The organism is Allobranchiibius huperziae (genome assembly GCF_013410455.1).
Classification (GTDB): domain Bacteria; phylum Actinomycetota; class Actinomycetes; order Actinomycetales; family Dermatophilaceae; genus Allobranchiibius; species Allobranchiibius huperziae.
The window spans coordinates 2,527,496-2,543,181 of record NZ_JACCFW010000001.1; the positions used below are offsets into that span (position 1 = coordinate 2,527,496).

The 15,686-nt window shown below is 70.3% G+C and carries 15 protein-coding genes; 6 read left to right on the top strand and 9 right to left on the bottom strand.

Annotated features, from left to right (window positions below):
- Window positions 1-4: 4 nt before the first annotated feature.
- Window positions 5-1,594, bottom strand: a complete 1,590-nt coding sequence (locus HNR15_RS11845) for a 3-hydroxyacyl-CoA dehydrogenase family protein (RefSeq protein ID WP_179482011.1) — start codon at window positions 1,592-1,594, stop codon at window positions 5-7.
- Between the two features lie 44 nt (window positions 1,595-1,638).
- On the opposite strand from HNR15_RS11845, the gene nucS reads away from it, so the two are divergent.
- From nucS to HNR15_RS11860, 3 genes are all read left to right on the top strand, one after another.
- Entirely contained in the window at window positions 1,639-2,334 is a 696-nt protein-coding gene (gene nucS, locus HNR15_RS11850) for an endonuclease NucS (protein WP_179482013.1), read from the top strand.
- A 4-nt stretch (window positions 2,335-2,338) separates the two neighbouring features.
- Window positions 2,339-3,847 carry a gamma-glutamyltransferase gene (locus HNR15_RS11855; RefSeq protein WP_179482015.1) on the top strand — a complete coding sequence of 503 codons (1,509 nt, stop codon included), beginning with the start codon at window positions 2,339-2,341 and terminating at the stop codon, window positions 3,845-3,847.
- A 113-nt stretch (window positions 3,848-3,960) separates the two neighbouring features.
- Complete coding sequence (locus HNR15_RS11860) at window positions 3,961-4,569, top strand: cob(I)yrinic acid a,c-diamide adenosyltransferase (RefSeq protein ID WP_179482017.1); 609 nt, start codon at window positions 3,961-3,963, stop codon at window positions 4,567-4,569.
- A gap of 90 nt (window positions 4,570-4,659) precedes the next feature.
- Here the strand turns inward: HNR15_RS11860 and HNR15_RS11865 are convergent, their stop codons facing one another.
- From HNR15_RS11865 to HNR15_RS11875, 3 genes are read right to left on the bottom strand one after another with little or no spacing between them, the layout of a single operon-like run.
- Complete coding sequence (locus HNR15_RS11865) at window positions 4,660-5,967, bottom strand: alpha-amylase family glycosyl hydrolase (protein WP_343048523.1); 1,308 nt, start codon at window positions 5,965-5,967, stop codon at window positions 4,660-4,662.
- Between the two features lie 2 nt (window positions 5,968-5,969).
- Window positions 5,970-6,410 (bottom strand): DUF2550 family protein, encoded by a 441-nt coding sequence (locus HNR15_RS11870; RefSeq protein ID WP_179482019.1) that lies wholly within the window; start codon window positions 6,408-6,410, stop codon window positions 5,970-5,972.
- A gap of 37 nt (window positions 6,411-6,447) precedes the next feature.
- Window positions 6,448-6,714, bottom strand: a complete 267-nt coding sequence (locus tag HNR15_RS11875) for a F0F1 ATP synthase subunit epsilon (protein WP_179482021.1) — start codon at window positions 6,712-6,714, stop codon at window positions 6,448-6,450.
- A gap of 154 nt (window positions 6,715-6,868) precedes the next feature.
- Here HNR15_RS11875 and HNR15_RS11880 point away from each other — a divergent pair, with 154 nt between their 5' ends.
- The 3 genes from HNR15_RS11880 to HNR15_RS11890 are packed head-to-tail and all read left to right on the top strand — an operon-like array spanning window position 6,869 to window position 9,715.
- Window positions 6,869-8,155 carry a MurT ligase domain-containing protein gene (locus HNR15_RS11880; protein ID WP_179483744.1) on the top strand — a complete coding sequence of 429 codons (1,287 nt, stop codon included), beginning with the start codon at window positions 6,869-6,871 and terminating at the stop codon, window positions 8,153-8,155.
- Window positions 8,155-8,874 carry a type 1 glutamine amidotransferase gene (locus tag HNR15_RS11885; protein WP_179482024.1) on the top strand — a complete coding sequence of 240 codons (720 nt, stop codon included), beginning with the start codon at window positions 8,155-8,157 and terminating at the stop codon, window positions 8,872-8,874. Before HNR15_RS11880 ends, HNR15_RS11885 begins: the two co-directional genes overlap by 1 nt.
- Before the next feature lie 7 nt (window positions 8,875-8,881).
- Entirely contained in the window at window positions 8,882-9,715 is an 834-nt protein-coding gene (locus tag HNR15_RS11890; protein WP_179482026.1) for a hypothetical protein, read from the top strand.
- Between the two features lie 277 nt (window positions 9,716-9,992).
- Here the strand turns inward: HNR15_RS11890 and atpD are convergent, their stop codons facing one another.
- The 5 genes from atpD to HNR15_RS11915 form a co-directional block, all read right to left on the bottom strand.
- Window positions 9,993-11,477 carry a F0F1 ATP synthase subunit beta gene (atpD, locus tag HNR15_RS11895; RefSeq protein ID WP_179482028.1) on the bottom strand — a complete coding sequence of 495 codons (1,485 nt, stop codon included), beginning with the start codon at window positions 11,475-11,477 and terminating at the stop codon, window positions 9,993-9,995.
- 24 nt (window positions 11,478-11,501) lie between these two features.
- Complete coding sequence (locus HNR15_RS11900; RefSeq protein ID WP_179482030.1) at window positions 11,502-12,410, bottom strand: F0F1 ATP synthase subunit gamma; 909 nt, start codon at window positions 12,408-12,410, stop codon at window positions 11,502-11,504.
- 72 nt (window positions 12,411-12,482) lie between these two features.
- Window positions 12,483-14,132 carry a F0F1 ATP synthase subunit alpha gene (gene atpA / locus HNR15_RS11905; RefSeq protein WP_179482032.1) on the bottom strand — a complete coding sequence of 550 codons (1,650 nt, stop codon included), beginning with the start codon at window positions 14,130-14,132 and terminating at the stop codon, window positions 12,483-12,485.
- An 85-nt stretch (window positions 14,133-14,217) separates the two neighbouring features.
- Window positions 14,218-15,030, bottom strand: coding sequence for a F0F1 ATP synthase subunit delta (locus HNR15_RS11910; protein ID WP_179482034.1), 813 nt, complete (start codon window positions 15,028-15,030; stop codon window positions 14,218-14,220).
- Window positions 15,030-15,629 (bottom strand): F0F1 ATP synthase subunit B, encoded by a 600-nt coding sequence (locus HNR15_RS11915; RefSeq protein ID WP_343048524.1) that lies wholly within the window; start codon window positions 15,627-15,629, stop codon window positions 15,030-15,032. The genes HNR15_RS11910 and HNR15_RS11915 overlap by 1 nt, the downstream gene beginning before the upstream one ends.
- Between the last annotated feature and the right edge of the window lie 57 nt (window positions 15,630-15,686).

Below are 15,686 nucleotides of genomic sequence, written 5' to 3' on the forward strand. Positions count from 1 at the left end.
CGGCTCAGCCGTGCAGCGACTGGCCGGCGGCGGTGGCCTCGCGCAGCAGCGGCGAAGGGGTCAATCCCACCTCGCCCGTCTCGTCCCGCATCGTGGTGAGGACTGCGGCGACCTGCGCCGGACCGATCCGGTCGATCATCGCCAGCGGGCCCTCGGGGTAACCGCATCCGGCGGTCATCGCGGTGTCGATGTCGGCGGCGGTGGCGTAGCCGGAGTCGAGCATCCGCACCGCGTCGTTGAGGTGCGGGTAGAGCAGGGCGTCGACGACTCCCCCTGCACGCAACCGGCCGCCGACCACGACGAAGCCGGCAGCGGACAACGTCGCGCGCAACGTCGCGACCTGCGGGGCACCCGTCGAGCGCAGGACCTCGGCGAGGCGCCCACCCTTGGTCGCCGGGTGCACGCGAAGGGCCACCACGGTGACGCCGCTGGAGGCGGCCGGCGTCGCCGCAGCACCGCCCGGCGACGCGACGGCCAGGGTCGCGCCGGAGTCCATCGTGGCCAGCAGTTCGGCGACCCAGTCGGGGCTGGTGTCGCTGGCGAGGATCACGACGTCGACCCCGGCGAGCGAGTCGCGGGCGCCGGCGGTGCTCACCCACTCCACCAAGGAGGCGCCTCCGCCGCCGATCTGCCCGGCGAGGTCGGACGCCGCTGCGGACTCGCCGACCACGACCACCTGTGCCGCGGGCTTCACGTCGTCCTGCGCTGCGTCGGGTGTCACGGTGCCGGAGCCGGCCTTCTCATAGTCGTAGAAGCCGGAGCCGGTCTTGCGTCCGAGCCGCCCGGCGGCGACCAGTTGCTGCAGCAGCGCGGGCGGTGCGGCCGACGGGTCGTGCGTGGCGGCGTAGAGCACGTCGCAGACCTCCTTGACCACGTCGAGTCCGATCAGGTCGGACAGCGTCAGCGGCCCCATCGGGAAGCCGACACCGACACGCCCGGCGTCGTCGAGGTCCTCACGGCTGACGTGCCCGGTCTCGTACGTGCGGATCGCGCGTGCCAGGTAGGTGATCAGGAGCGCGTTGGCGACGAAGCCCGCGCGGTCGCGTACGACGACGGGTTTCTTGCCCAGCCGCTCGGCCAGATCGCGGACGCGCTCGACCACGGCGTCGTCGCTCAGCACGGTGGTGATGACCTCGACGAGCTTCAGCACGGGCGCGGGGTTGAAGAAGTGCATGCCGACGACTCGCTCCGGACGCGCTGTGGCGGCCGCGATCTCGGTGAGCGACAGGCTGGAGGTGTTGGACGCGAGGACGGTGTCCGGGCGCACCACGCCGTCCAGCTTGGTGAAGATCGCGGTCTTGATGTCGAGCCGCTCGGGGACGGCTTCGATGACCAGGTCGCAGTCGGCGAGCGCGTCGTACTCGGCGGTCCACGTGACCCTGTCGAGGATCTCCTGCTGCGCGCTCTCCGCCAGCCGGCCGCGCGAGACGGCCCGGCCGGTCGAGGACTCCAGGAAGCCGCGTCCGCGGTCGGCGAGCTCCTGGCTGCCGTCGACGCCGACGACACGCAATCCCGCGCGAGCGAAGACCTCCACGATGCCGGCACCCATGGTGCCCAGTCCGATAACCCCTACCTGCGCGATCTCGCCCGTCATGCGCGCAGTCTCCCAGACCGCCCACTGCGGTTAGGCTGCCGGTCGTGCGCGTCGTCATCGCCCGCTGCAGCGTGGATTACACCGGAAGACTGACCGCCCATCTGCCTCTGGCGACCCGGCTGCTCATGGTCAAGGCCGACGGTTCGGTGCTGGTGCACAGCGACGGCGGGTCCTACAAACCGCTCAACTGGATGTCCCCGCCCTGCGCGATGGCGCAGGTGGAGCCCACCGAGGACGAGCGCGAGACCGGCGTGGTGATGACCTGGTCGGTGCAGCACGCCAAGTCCGAGGACCGCCTGCGGGTGCTGATCCACGAGGTGCTGCACGACTCCTCTCACGACCTGGGGATCGACCCGGGCCTGGTCAAGGACGGCGTCGAGGCGCAGCTGCAGGCACTGCTCGCCGAGCACATCCACACCCTCGGCGACGGCTACTCCCTGGTGCGCCGCGAATACCCCACGGCCATCGGCCCGGTGGACATCGTGTGTCGCGACGCGGGCGGCGCCACGGTCGCCGTCGAGATCAAACGCCGCGGCGACATCGACGGGGTCGAGCAGCTCACCCGTTACCTGGAGCTGCTGAACCGCGACCCGCACCTGCACCCGGTAAGCGGGGTGTTCGCCGCCCAGCAGATCAAGCCTCAGGCGCGCGTACTCGCGCAGGATCGCGGAATCCGTTGCGTCACGTTGGATTACGACGCGCTGCGTGGCATCGACGACGCGACCACCCGGCTCTTCTGACCGTATGACGAGCATCGCGGTCGCCGCTCCCAACCGGCTGGCGACCGATGCGGCACTCGCCGTCGCACACGCCGGAGGAAGCGCCGTGGACGCCTCGATCGCCGCGGTGATGGTGGCCTACGTGACCGAGCCGGGCATCGTCAGCGCGCTCGGCGGTGCGTTCGTCAACGTCTGGGCCGCCGACGGCTCCCCTGTCGTGATCGACGGCAACTGCGAGATGCCGGGGCACGGCCTTCCCCGAGAACGCTTCGGCGAGGGGCTGCGGGAGATGTCGCTGAACTACGCCGGCGGCATCACCGTCTACGGCGGAGCCGGATCCGCTGCCACTCCGGGATCGTTCGCGGCCTTCGCACTGGCACGGGAGCGGTTCGGTCAGGCCTCCCTGGCGGACGTGCTCGCACCCGCGGTCGCCGCTGCACGCGACGGGTTCGAGCTCGGCTCGGCGGCCGGCAGCTATCTGCAGTTGGTCGGCGACCCGCTCTACGCCTTCGACCCGGTGACGCGCGAGGCACACTTTGAGGACGGGGCGCCGCTCGGCCCGGGCGACACGATGACCAACTCCGACCTCGCGGACACCCTCGAAACGATCGGCCGGCGGGGCTTCTCGACGCTGTACGACGGCGACCTGGCCGACGCGGTCGCCGAGCACGTCCAGCGCGAGGGCGGTCTGCTGACCAGGGCCGATCTCGCGGCGTACACCGCGACGGCCCGCCCCGCGAACCGCACCCGCCTCGGCCGCTGGGACATCGCCACCAATCCACCCCCGTCCATCGGCGGTCCGGTGCTCACCACCATGCTGCGGATGCTGGCCGAGACCGGCACCGACCCCGCTGCGCTGATCGACGTACAGACCCGGGTGCTGCGCTACCGCGAGGCGCACCTGGACACCGCCGTCGACCTGGCGGCCGCCGGCACCGCACTGCTGAACGGTGCCACCGACGATGCGCGCGCTGCCCTGTCGACCAGCGCTGACACCGTGCAGGTGTCCGTGGTCGACGCGACCGGCACCGCGTGCTCGATCACCTCGTCGGCCGGATACTCCTCCGGCGTCACGGTGCCCGGCACCGGACTGATCCTGAACAACTGCCTGGGCGAGCCGGAGCTGAACCGTCTCGGACTGCACGCCCTGCCGCCCGGCACCCGCATCGCCTCCAACATGGCGCCGACCACGGCGCGCAGCGACGACGGGGGTCTGCTCGCGATCGGCAGTCCCGGCGCCGACCGGATCACCTCGGCGCTCATGCAGGTGATGGGGCGCTACTGCCTGGCCGACGCCGACCTGCAGGAGGGCATCGACGCACCGCGGCTGCACGTGCAGCTCGTCGGTGACCGCGAGGTCGTGCAGCACGAGCCCGACCCCGCCATCGAGGCGGCTCTGGTCGGTCGGGATGCCGTGGCGCACCCGCCCCGCGCCATGTACTTCGGCGGGGTGGGGGCGGCGTACCGCTCGGGCGACGGGACGCTCTTCGCGGCGGCCGATCCGCGCCGCGCGGCGGCGACCGCCGTCGGCTGACCGCCCACCCCGGCGCAGGTAAGGCCGGGAGCCATAGGTCAGCCTGTGGCTGTCGGACCTACCTGTACCACCGTCGGCAGCGCAGCGGCACCGAGCCCTGAGAGGATCGGGCCATGGTCATCCTCAGCAGGATCTACACCCGCACCGGCGACGACGGCAGCACCTCGCTCGGCGACTTCAGCCGCACCGGCAAGAACGACCCGCGCCTGGTCGCGTTCGCCGATGTCGACGAGGCCAACTCCTGCATCGGCGTAGCGGTCGCGACGGGTGAGCTGCGCGCGGACCTCACCACGATGCTGCGTCGCATCCAGAACGATCTCTTCGACGTGGGCGCCGACCTGTGTACGCCGCTCGTGGCCGATCCGGAGCACCCGCCGCTGCGCGTCCAGGCAGCCTGGGTCGATGAGCTGGAGGCCGACTGCGACCGGCTCAACGAGGAGCTGGAGACGCTGCGCTCGTTCATCCTGCCCGGCGGATCGGTCGGAGCAGCCCACCTGCACCTCGCGCGCACCGTCGCCCGGCGCGCCGAACGGTCCACCTGGGCCGCGATCGCCGAGTACGGCGACGGCGAGGCTCCCGCGGGCACCGGCGAGCCCGGCGGGGTCAACCCGCTCACCGCGCGCTACCTCAACCGCCTCTCGGACCTGCTCTTCCTCGCCGCCCGCACCGCCAATCTCGACCACGGCGGCGACGTGCAGTGGAAGCCCGGCGGCGGTCGCTGACCGTCTAGCCGAGTGGCATACGAATGTTTCGGGTGCACCCCGTAGGAGTGCGCCACTGGACACATATGTATGCCACTCGACGGGGGCGGATCAGCCGAGGACGGCCCAGCCGTGCGGGTCGACGGTGAGGCGGTCGCCGGCGCCTGACGCTGAACCCGCTTGCAGCGACAGCCCGTCCGCGTCGACCCCGTAGCCGTCGTCGCTCAGGTTGAGCGCGACGCGCAGTCGTTCGCCACCGTCGCCGCTCACGTCGTAGACCATCGTCGCGTTCGCGAGTTCGACCACCGAGGTGTGTGCGGTGTGCAGCCACGGATGGCGCCGGCGCAGCCCGATCAGCTCCTGGTGCAGCTGCAGCGTGGGCTCCCCCAGCGGTGACAGCTCGTCCGGGTCCGGGGGAAGTGACGGGCGGATCTCGTCGTCGCCCCCGACGCGCTCCTCCTTCACGCCCCGGAACGCCTGCTCGTCGCCGTAGTAGATGCTCGGCGTGCCACCTACGGTCATCAGGACGACCACGGCATGCGCGACGTGACGCTCGTCGGTGATCTGGCTGGCGATGCGGGTGACGTCGTGGTTGCCGACGAAGGTCAGCGGCACGAAGGCGTCGAGGAAGTCGTCGTGCCGCTGCAGCGCGGCGGCCAGCTCGACGAGGTTGCCGTCGTGCACCGAGCTCCAGATGGCCTTCCACAGCTCGTACTGGGTGAGCGAGTCCATCCCGGACTCGCGCACGATGCCCGCGTAGTCGCCGTGGATCACCTCCCCCACGATGTACGCGTCGGAGTGGCTCTCCCTCACGGCGGGCAGCACCCGCGACCAGAAGGCGGGCGGCACCGCGTACGCCGCGTCCAGCCGCCAGCCGTCCGCACCGCGATCCAGCCAGTGCCGCATCACGTCGGTCACCATCTCGACGACGGCCGACGAGGAGTGGTCCAGGGCGACCAGCTGGGAGTGGCCCTCGAAGTCGTCGTACTCCGGCGGGCCGTCCGTGCCGGAGGGCCAGCGCAGCCGGAACCACCCGGCGTACGCCGAGTCGGCGCCGTGGGCGAGCACGTCCTGGAAGGCGGGGTGCTCGCGCCCGACGTGGTTGAAGACCCCGTCCAGCAGCACCCGCACGCCGCGTGCGTGCGCCGCGTGCACGAGGGCGTCGAAGTCCGCGTCGGTGCCGAGCCGGTCGTCGATCCGCCCGTAGTCGATGGTGTCGTAGCCGTGCGTACTCGAGCCGAACACCGGTCCCAGAGCGATCCCGGATGCCCCGAGGGAGACGGCGTAGTCGAGCCAGTCGCCGATCCGCGTGAGCGCCGGTGTCGGCGACCGGGACGCCCCGGTCGTGTCGGCGCCGGCCACCCCGAGGGGGTAGACCTGCCACCAGACGACGTGCTGCACCCAGTCGGGCTCGGTCACTCTCACGCGACGTCGGCGTGGATGCCGGGCGGCGCCGACTCCGACCAGGAGCGCAGCGCCGTGTAGTCGGCGTTGTTCATCGCGATCTCGAAGGTCCGGTCGTCGATCCGGCAGGTGACCCGCACCGGATCGGTCAGCACCATCGAGGAGCTCTTGGGGGCGGGCCGCGGCGGACCCAGCTCGAGGTCACCGCGCCGCCATACCTGCGACGGGCGCACCGACATGCTGCGCATGCCGTACCAGCGCACGCTCGAGGCCGACACCTGAGCCTGGCCGAGGCGAAAGTGCGGGCCCTTCTGCACCGCCACCAGGTACGCCGTGTGGCCGCGCCCGATCGATCGGTTGCGCAGCACGAACGCGACGACTGCCACCGCGATCAGGGCCAGCAGGACACCCAGACCGAACGCGACCAGCTCACTGGAGTGCAGGAAGCTCTTGCTCACGGGACCGGGCGCCCTGCTCTACCGATACGCCGTCAGCTCAGAAGTCGGAGGCGTCGACGGTCTCGGCGACGACCGTCACCTTGTCGTTGTCGACCGAGACGAAACCACCGTCGATCTTGGCGACCCGACGCTGACCGTCGGCGGGGTCGATGCGCACCTCGCCGTCGACGAGCACCGACAGCAGCGGTGCGTGGCCGGGCAGGATCCCGAGCTCGCCCTCGGTGGTGCGGGCGCTCACCCCGTTCGCCTCGCCCTCCCAGACCAGACGGTCGGCGGCGACAAGTTGGACGTCGAGTGGGGCCACGGTGTGCTACTCCTAGGTCAGGCGCCGGGATGCGAGGTATTGCACGGCGCCGGCCGGGTCTGTCGGACCCGCCCAGCCTACCGGGTACCCGCCGGATTCCAGTCGGCCTGTCCCCGGGCCGGCGCCCCCGGGCGGATACCATCGCCGGGTGCCGATCCCAGTGACCACCGTGCTCGGCAAGGTCGTCCGTCGCGCAGCCCTCGCGCGCGGTGGAGGCTCGGCCTTCCCCGGCCTCTTCGTCGAGCGTCTCGACCCGTCGTACGTCCGCCGCGTGCTCGCCACCCTGCCCCGCGGGGTGGTCGTCGTCAGCGGCACCAACGGCAAGACCACCACCACCAAGATCGTGGTGGACCTGCTGGAATCACAAGGCCTTCGGGTCTTCACCAACCGCACCGGCAGCAACTTCGTCCGCGGCGTCGCGGCGGCGCTGCTCGGCGCGGTCGACGTCCGCGGGCACCTGCCGGCCGACATCGCGGTGCTGGAGCTCGACGAGGCGCACGCGGTGCACTTCGTCAAGGAGATCGCACCGCGCTACTGCCTGCTGCTCAACGTGATGCGCGACCAGCTCGACCGGTTCGGTGAGATCGATCACACCGCCCGGATGCTGCAGTCGATCGCCCGCGCCACCACCGAGGCCGTCGTGGTCAACCGCGACGACCCCCGGCTCGGTGCGCAGGTCTTCGCCGAGGGCATCACCGGCCCGACGCTGCGCAGCTACGGCACGAGCGCCGCGCTGTCCGCGAGCTTCCCCTCCGACGACAACCTGTACGGCGGCTCGGAGGGCGCGCCCCACCCGGCCCCCGCGACCTACGTCGACGACACCCAGCTGGACTCCGTCGAGGGCGACCGGGCGGAGATCTCCTACGCGGGCGGCAGTCACAGCGCGCACCTGATGCTGACCGGCGTCTACAACGTGCTCAACGCGACGGCCGCGATCGCGCTCACGCGGGCGGTCCTCGGCGGCGACCTGCGCGAACCGCAGATGCTGGAGGCGCTGTCGAAGGTGCGCCCGGCGTTCGGTCGCGGCGAGACTCTGCAGATCGACGGCCAGACCTGCGCGATGGTACTGGTGAAGAACCCGGCGGGGTTCCGGCTCGCCCTCTCGTCGTACGACCCGGCCGACACCGCGACCATGATCGCGATCAACGACAACTACGCCGACGGACGCGACATGAGCTGGCTCTGGGACGTCGACTTCGCGTCGTTGCGCGCGGGAGGGGTCACCACGGTCGCCGGCGTGCGCGCGTACGACATGGCGCTGCGCCTGCGGTACGACGACGTGCCGGTCGGGGTGGTGACGCCCGATCCGGAGCGTGCGGTCGAGGAGTTCCTGCGCTCGACAACGGGGCAGGACAAGCGCATCTACTGCACGTACACGGCCATGCTGGCCATCCGAAAGGTGCTCGGCACCAAGGGCGCTCTGGACAAGGTGGTCGCGTGATGAGCAGGCCGGTCCGCATCCTGCAGCTCTACCCGCGGGACATGAACATCTACGGCGACTGGGGCAACACCCTGGTGCTGAAGCAGCGCCTGGCCTGGCACGGGTACGACCCGGAGGTGCTGGACTACAACCCCGGCGACGCCTTCCCGGACGACGTCGACCTCATCGTCGGCGGCGGCGGGCAGGACAGCGGGCAGATCGTCATCGTGGACGACCTGCAGAAGCTCGGCCCGCGCCTGCACGACCTGGCCGAGGCCGACGTGCCGATGCTCCTGGTGTGCGGGCTCTACCAGCTCTTCGGCCACCACTTCGACACCGTCGACGGGCGTCGGCTGCCGGGCATCGGTCTCCTCGACGTGCACACCGTCGGCGGCACCACCCGCCTCATCGGCAACATCACCACCCGCCACCCCGACGTCGGCGACCTCGTGGGCTACGAGAACCACAGCGGCAAGACCTACCTCGGTGCGGGCGCCCAGCCGCTCGCGACCGTCGTACAGGGCGCGGGAAACAACGGCGAGGACAACACCGAGGGCGCGCGGCACCGCAACGTGCTCGGCACCTACCTGCACGGGTCGGTGCTCCCGAAGAACCCGCGGCTCGCGGACCGGCTGCTCGCACAAGCCGTCGACAACCGTTACGGCGAGTTCTCCCCCGGCGCGGTCGACGACCGGTACGCCGACCAGGCCCGCCGCGTGGCCATGTCACGCCCGCGCTGACGCCCCCGTGACGCTCAGCCTGCTCGGTGCGCTCGCGGCGGCGATCGCGTACGGCGCCGCGACCATCCTGCAGGCGATCGGCGTACGCCGGCTCTCCGCCCTGCCGTCCGACCAGGGGTGGCGCGCCCGCGTGCCGGGCGCCTCGATGTACTTCTGGGGGCTGCTGCTCGACGGCCTGGGTTTCGTCTTCTCCGCCGCCGCGCTGCGGACCCTGCCGCTGTTCCTGGTCGAGTCGGCGGTGGCCTCATCGGTGGCCTTCACCGCGGTGCTCGCCGTGCTCTTCCTCGGAGTCCGCCTGCGCGGCAGGGAGATCGGCGCGCTGGTCGGGGTGGTGCTCGGTCTTGCGCTCCTGGCGGTGAGTGCTCACGAGGGGCCGGCCAAGCACGTCGGTCATCTCGCCGGGTGGCTGCTGCTGGCGGCCGCGGCGGTGGTCGCGGCGGTGATCGCCACGGGCTGGTGGGCGGTACGCGACGCCGGGTCGTCGGCGCTGACGCTGGCCGCGGCGGCCGGCGCCGGCTTCGGGATGGTGGGCGTGGCCGCGCGCATCCTGTTCATCCCTCACGACTGGTGGCGGCTGCTCGGCGAAGTGACGTTCTGGGCACTCGTCGCGCACGGCGTGCTCGCCACCGTCTGTTACGGGCTCGCGCTCGACCGCGGCCGCACGACGACGGTCGCTGCCGTCACCTTCGCCGTCGAGACCGTGCTGCCGGCCGCGATCGGGCTCGCCTTCCTGGGCGACGACGTACGCCGGCACCTGGCGATCGTCGCGGTGCTCGGGTTTGCGGTCACCCTCGGCAGTTGCGTCGCGCTGGCGAGCCGCGCCGAGCCCGACCCCGGCTGACCTGCTCCGGACCGGCCCGACGCGCGCTCAACCGGTGCTGCCGGTGTGCGTCGCCGGCGGACAGTCTGCGTCGGTGCCGCCGATGTGCGTCCTCGGTGGACAGTCTGCGTCGGTGCCGCCGGTTTGCGTTGGTGGCCAGTGCTGCAGCCCTGGCCACAGACGCAGAACCCCCACCTCGACCCCGTACGCGGCGCGGCATACACAGACCCGAACGCCGGAACGGCCACCCGGGTGTGCCGGGTGGCCGTTCTGGATGAAACGGGTGGGACCGAAGCGGTCAGTCGCCCTGCTCGTGCAGTTCCTTCGCTCGGCGCTCGACGTCCTCGAGGCCACCGCACATGAAGAACGCCTGCTCGGGGGTGTCGTCGTAGTCGCCGTCGGCGATCTTGGTGAAGCCCTCGATCGTCTCCGAGAGCGGCACGGTCGAACCCTCGATGCCGGTGAACTGCTTGGCGACGTAGGTGTTCTGGGACAGGAAGCGCTGGATCCGGCGGGCCCGGTTGACCAGCACCTTGTCCTCTTCGGACAACTCGTCGATACCGAGGATCGCGATGATGTCCTGCAGTTCGCGGTTGCGCTGCAGGATCCCCTTGATCCGGACCGCGGTGTCGTAGTGGTCCTGCTCGATGTAGCGCGGGTCCAGGATGCGCGAGCTGGAGCTCAGCGGGTCCACCGCGGGGTAGATACCCATCGAGGCGATGTCACGCGAGAGCTCGGTCGTGGCGTCCAGGTGCGCGAACGTCGTGGCGGGCGCCGGGTCGGTGTAGTCGTCGGCCGGCACGTAGATCGCCTGCATGGAGGTGATCGAGTGGCCGCGGGTGGAGGTGATGCGCTCCTGCAGCACGCCCATCTCGTCGGCCAGCGTCGGCTGGTAACCCACCGCGGACGGCATCCGGCCGAGCAGCGTGGAGACCTCGGAACCGGCCTGGGTGAACCGGAAGATGTTGTCGATGAAGAGCAGCACGTCCTGGTTCTGCTCGTCACGGAAGTACTCCGCCATCGTCAGCGCCGACAGGGCCACGCGCAGACGCGTGCCCGGCGGCTCGTCCATCTGGCCGAAGACGAGGGCGGTCTGGCCGAGCACGCCGGCCTCCTCCATCTCGACCATCAGGTCGTTGCCCTCACGGGTGCGCTCACCGACACCGGCGAACACCGAGACACCACCGTGGTCGCGGGCGACGCGGGCAATCATCTCCTGGATCAGCACGGTCTTGCCGACACCGGCACCACCGAAGAGGCCGATCTTCCCGCCCTGCACGTACGGCGTGAGCAGGTCGATGACCTTGATGCCGGTCTCGAACATCTGGGTCTTGGACTCCAGCTGGTCGAACGCCGGCGAGCGGCGGTGGATGCCCCAGCGCTCGGTGATGTCGAGCTTCTCGCCGTCCTTGAGGTTCAGGCAGTCACCGGTGGCGTTGAAGACCTTGCCGAGGGTGACGTCGCCGACGGGCACGCTGATCGGGCCGCCGGTGTCCTGCACCGGGGCGCCGCGCACGACGCCGTCGGTCGGCTGCAACGAGATCGCGCGGACCATGTTGTCGCCGATGTGCTGGGCGACCTCGAGGTTGATGTGGGTCTTGCCCTCGCCCTCGATGTTCTCGCCGGTGAGGTCGACCTCGAGGGTCAGCAGGTTGTAGATCTCGGGCATCGAGTCGACCGAGAACTCCACGTCGACGACGGGTCCGATGACGCGGGCGATCCGGCCGACGCCGCCGGCCTCAGGGGCGGTCTGGTCCTTCTCTGGGGTGGCAACTGTGCTCATGTTCAGTCCTTCGTCGTAGCCGGGTCAGCTGGCGTCTTCGAGCGCGCTGGCCCCGCCAACGATCTCGCTGATCTCTTGGGTGATCTCCGCCTGGCGCGCCTGGTTGGCGAGGCGGGAGTAGGTCTTGATGAGTTCCTCGGCGTTGTCGGTCGCGGACTTCATCGCGCGCTGGCGGGCGGCCAGCTCGGATGCGGCCGACTGCAGCAGCGCGTTGAAGATGCGTGCCGTGACGTACTTCGGCAGCAACGCGTCGAGGACCTGCTCGGGACTGGGCTCGAACTCGTAGAGGGGCGCGACGGCGTCCGCCTGGCCATCGCCGTCGACGTCGTCGGAGTCGCTGATCTCCAGCGGCAGCAGTCGCAGCACCACCGGCTCCTGCACGACCATGTTCTGGAAGCGCGTGTAGACCAGGTGCACCTCGTCGATGCCGCCGTTCTCGGCTCCCTTGCGGAAGTCCTCCACGACGCGCTCGCCGATCTCGCGGGCCACCTCGAAGGTGGGGCTGTCGGAGAAGCCCTCCCAGGTCTTTGTCGCCTCACGACGGCGGAACCGGTAGTAGCCGATGGCCTTGCGGCCGAGCAGGTACGGGGAGACCTGCTTGCCCTCGTTCGTGAGCTTCTCCACGAGCTCGGCGCTCTTCTTCAGCGCGTTCACCGAGTACGCGCCCGCGAGGCCGCGGTCGCTGGTGAAGATGACGACGCCCGCGTTCTGGGGGTTGTCACGCTCGGTGGTGAGCACGTGGTCGGTGTTGGAGTGGGTCGCCACGGCCGAGCACGCACGGGTCAGTGCCAGCGCGTACGGGGTCGACTTGTTGACGGCCTGACGCGCTTTGACCACCCGGGACGCGGCGATGAGCTCCATCGCGCGGGTGATCTTCTTGGTGGACTGCACCGAGCGGATGCGCTGTCGGTAGACCCGCATTTGCCCTGCCATGAGTGCCCTTCCGTTGTGGTGATCGAGAACGAGAGTGGGGATGCCCCGGTACGCGCGTACCGGGGCGCCCGCTCAGTCCTGCTTGCTCTTCTGCCGGGCGATCTTCGCCTGGTCGACCTCGTTGCTGTCGATCTCGTCGTGCGACTCGGTGCCGGGGCCGGAGTCGCCCTTCTTGGCGGTGGGCTCGAACTGCTGCTTGAACTTCTTGATTGCCGACTCCAGCGCACTGCGGCTGTCGTCGTCGAACTTCTGCGTCTCGCGGATCGAGTCCAGGGTGCCCTTGTCCTCGCGGCGCAGGTACTCCAGGAACTCCCGCTCGAAGCGGCCGATGTCCTCCGGCTCGATGTCGTCGATCTGACCGGTCGTGCCGGCCCAGATGCTGACGACCTGGTCCTCCAGGGGGTACGGCGCGTTCTGCGGCTGGCGGAAGAGCTGCATGAGCCGCTCACCACGGGCCAGCTGACGGCGTGAGGCCGCGTCCAGGTCGGAGGCAAACATCGCAAACGCCTGCATCTCGCGGTACTGCGCGAGGTCGACCTTGATCGAACCGGTGACGGCCTTGAGCGCCTTGGTCATGGCCGCGCCACCGACGCGGGAGACCGACACGCCGACGTCCACGGCGGGACGCTGGTTGGAGTTGAACAGGTCGGCCTGCAGGTAGATCTGGCCGTCGGTGATCGAGATGACGTTGGTCGGGATGTACGCCGAGACGTCACCGGCCTTGGTCTCGATGATCGGCAGACCGGTCATCGACCCGGCGCCCAGCTCGTCGGACAGCTTGGCGCAACGCTCCAGCAGCCGGCTGTGCAGGTAGAACACGTCGCCGGGGTAGGCCTCGCGGCCCGGCGGGCGACGCAGCAGCAGCGACACGGCGCGGTAGGCCTCGGCCTGCTTGGACAGGTCGTCGAAGACGATGAGGACGTGCTTGCCGTCGTACATCCAGTGCTGGCCGATGGCCGAGCCGGTGTACGGCGCGAGGTACTTGAAGCCGGCCGGCTCACCCGCGGAGGCGTTGACGATGGTCGTGTACTCCATCGCGCCGGCCTCCTCCAGGGCGCCGCGGACCTCGGCGACGGTGGAGTTCTTCTGGCCGATAGCGACGTAGATGCAGCGGACCTGCTTCTCCGGGTCGCCGGACTCCCAGTTGGCCTTCTGGTTGATGATCGTGTCGGTCGCGATCGCGGTCTTGCCGGTCTTGCGGTCTCCGATGATCAGCTGACGCTGGCCGCGGCCGATCGGGGTCATCGCGTCGATGGCCTTGATACCGGTCATGAGCGGCTGGTGCACCGACTTGCGCTGCACGACGGTCGGCGCCTGCAGCTCCAGGGCGCGGCGCGCGTCGGGCTTGATGTCGCCCAGACCGTCGATGGGGTGACCGAGCGGGTCGATGACCCGGCCGAGGAAGGCGTCGCCGACGGGCACGGAGAGCACCTCGCCGGTCCGCTTGACCTCCTGGCCCTCCTCGATGCCGTCGAACTCACCGAGGACGACGACGCCGATCTCGTGCACGTCGAGGTTCAGGGCCAGACCCAGGGTGCCGTCCTCGAAGCGGAGCAGCTCGTTGGTCATGGCCGAGGGAAGGCCCTCCACGTGGGCGATGCCGTCGCTGGCGTCGCTCACCCGGCCGACCTCTTCGCGCGCGGCGGCGCCGGGCTCGTAGGAGGAGACGTATCCCTCCAGGGCGTCCCGGATCTCGTCTGCGCGGATCGAGAGCTCCGTCATCTTCTTCTCCTTCGTGTCGGCCGCTGCGGCCGGTCAAGCATGGGCTGTCGGTTCAAGGTGACCGGCGTACGCCGGCCTGCGTGCATCAGCTCGACATCAACCGTCGGGCTTCGTCCAGTCGATTCGCGAGGCTGCCGTCGATGACCTCGTCACCGACCTGCACCCGGACGCCGCCGACGACCTGCGGGTCGACGATGACGTTGACCTGCACCTCGCGGCGGTAGATCTGCGTCAGCGCACGTGCCAGCCGCTCCCGGTGGTCCTCGTCGAGGGGGTGGGCGACGAACGCGGTGGCGGTCAGCTGCTCGCGCAGCCGTGCCGCCGTCGCCACGTAGGAGTCCAGCACCCGCTCGTAGCGCCGGCCACGGGGATGGTCGGCGGCCTGGCGCGCCAGCAGCTCGGTCTCGGGTGCGACCTTGCCGTCGAGCAGGGTGCGCACGAGGCCGCTCTTGTCCTCGCCGCTGCGCTGCGAATCGGTCATCGCGTCGCGCAGCTCGGGGTTGCCCGCCACGATCCGCTCGAAGCGGAAGAGCTCGTCCTCGACCTGGTCGATCCGTCCCGCGCGGTCGGCGCCGGTCAGGACCGCCTCGACGGCGAGTCCGTCCGCGGCGTCGGCCAGGTCGCGCTCGGCAGCCCACCGCGTGTTCGCGAGGGCCCGGACGACGGCGAGGGTCTGGTCGCCCACCTTGCCGCCGAAGAGACGGTCGGCGAGACCGGCCTTGGCGTCATCCGTCGCCGACGGGTCGGCGAGCGCACGCCGCAGCGAGGCGCTGCTGTCGAGCACCGAGGTCACAGCGAAGAGCTGCTCCCCCACGGCGCCCGCGTCGGCCCCGTCCGAGAGCTGCTCGCGCAGCGTGCCCCGTACGGCGACGTACGACGCCCGCGAACTGCCATCCATCAGTTGCCCGCCTCGGCGTCCGACGTGCCGGTGGACCCGACCTTCTCCGGCCTGACGTCGCCGGACTCCAGGTCCGCCAGGAAGCGGTCGACGATCCCGCGGCGACGGGTCTCGTCGTCGAGGGACTCACCGACGATGCGGCTGGCAAGGTTGGTCGAGATGGTCCCGACCTCGTTGCGCAACTGCACCGACGCCTGCTGACGCTCGGCCTCGGTCTGCTTGTGCGCAGAGGCCACGATCCGCTCGGCCTCCGTGCCTGCCTGCTCCCGGGCCTCGGCGATGATCGTCGCGCCCTGCGCCTTGGCCTCTTCGCGGATGCGCGAGGCCTCCGCACGAGCGTGGGTCAGCTGCTCCTCGTACTTCTCCTTGGCAGCGGCGGCCTGGGCCTGCGCTTCCTCGGCCTGTGCCATCCCGCCCTCGATCGCGGCGGTGCGCTCGTCGTACATCTGCTCCAGACGCGGCACGACGAACTTGGCGTAGAGGGCGTAGATGACCGCGAACGCGATGATCCCGATGATCAACTCCGCGTAGTGCGGAATGATCACGTGACCGGCTTCGGCCCATGGGCTCTCCGCAGTGACCTGCGTTGGTATGTGCACGGCTTAGTCCTTCTGTCCGCGGGTCGGGCTTGATTGACGTACGTCGAGGTGTTCGTC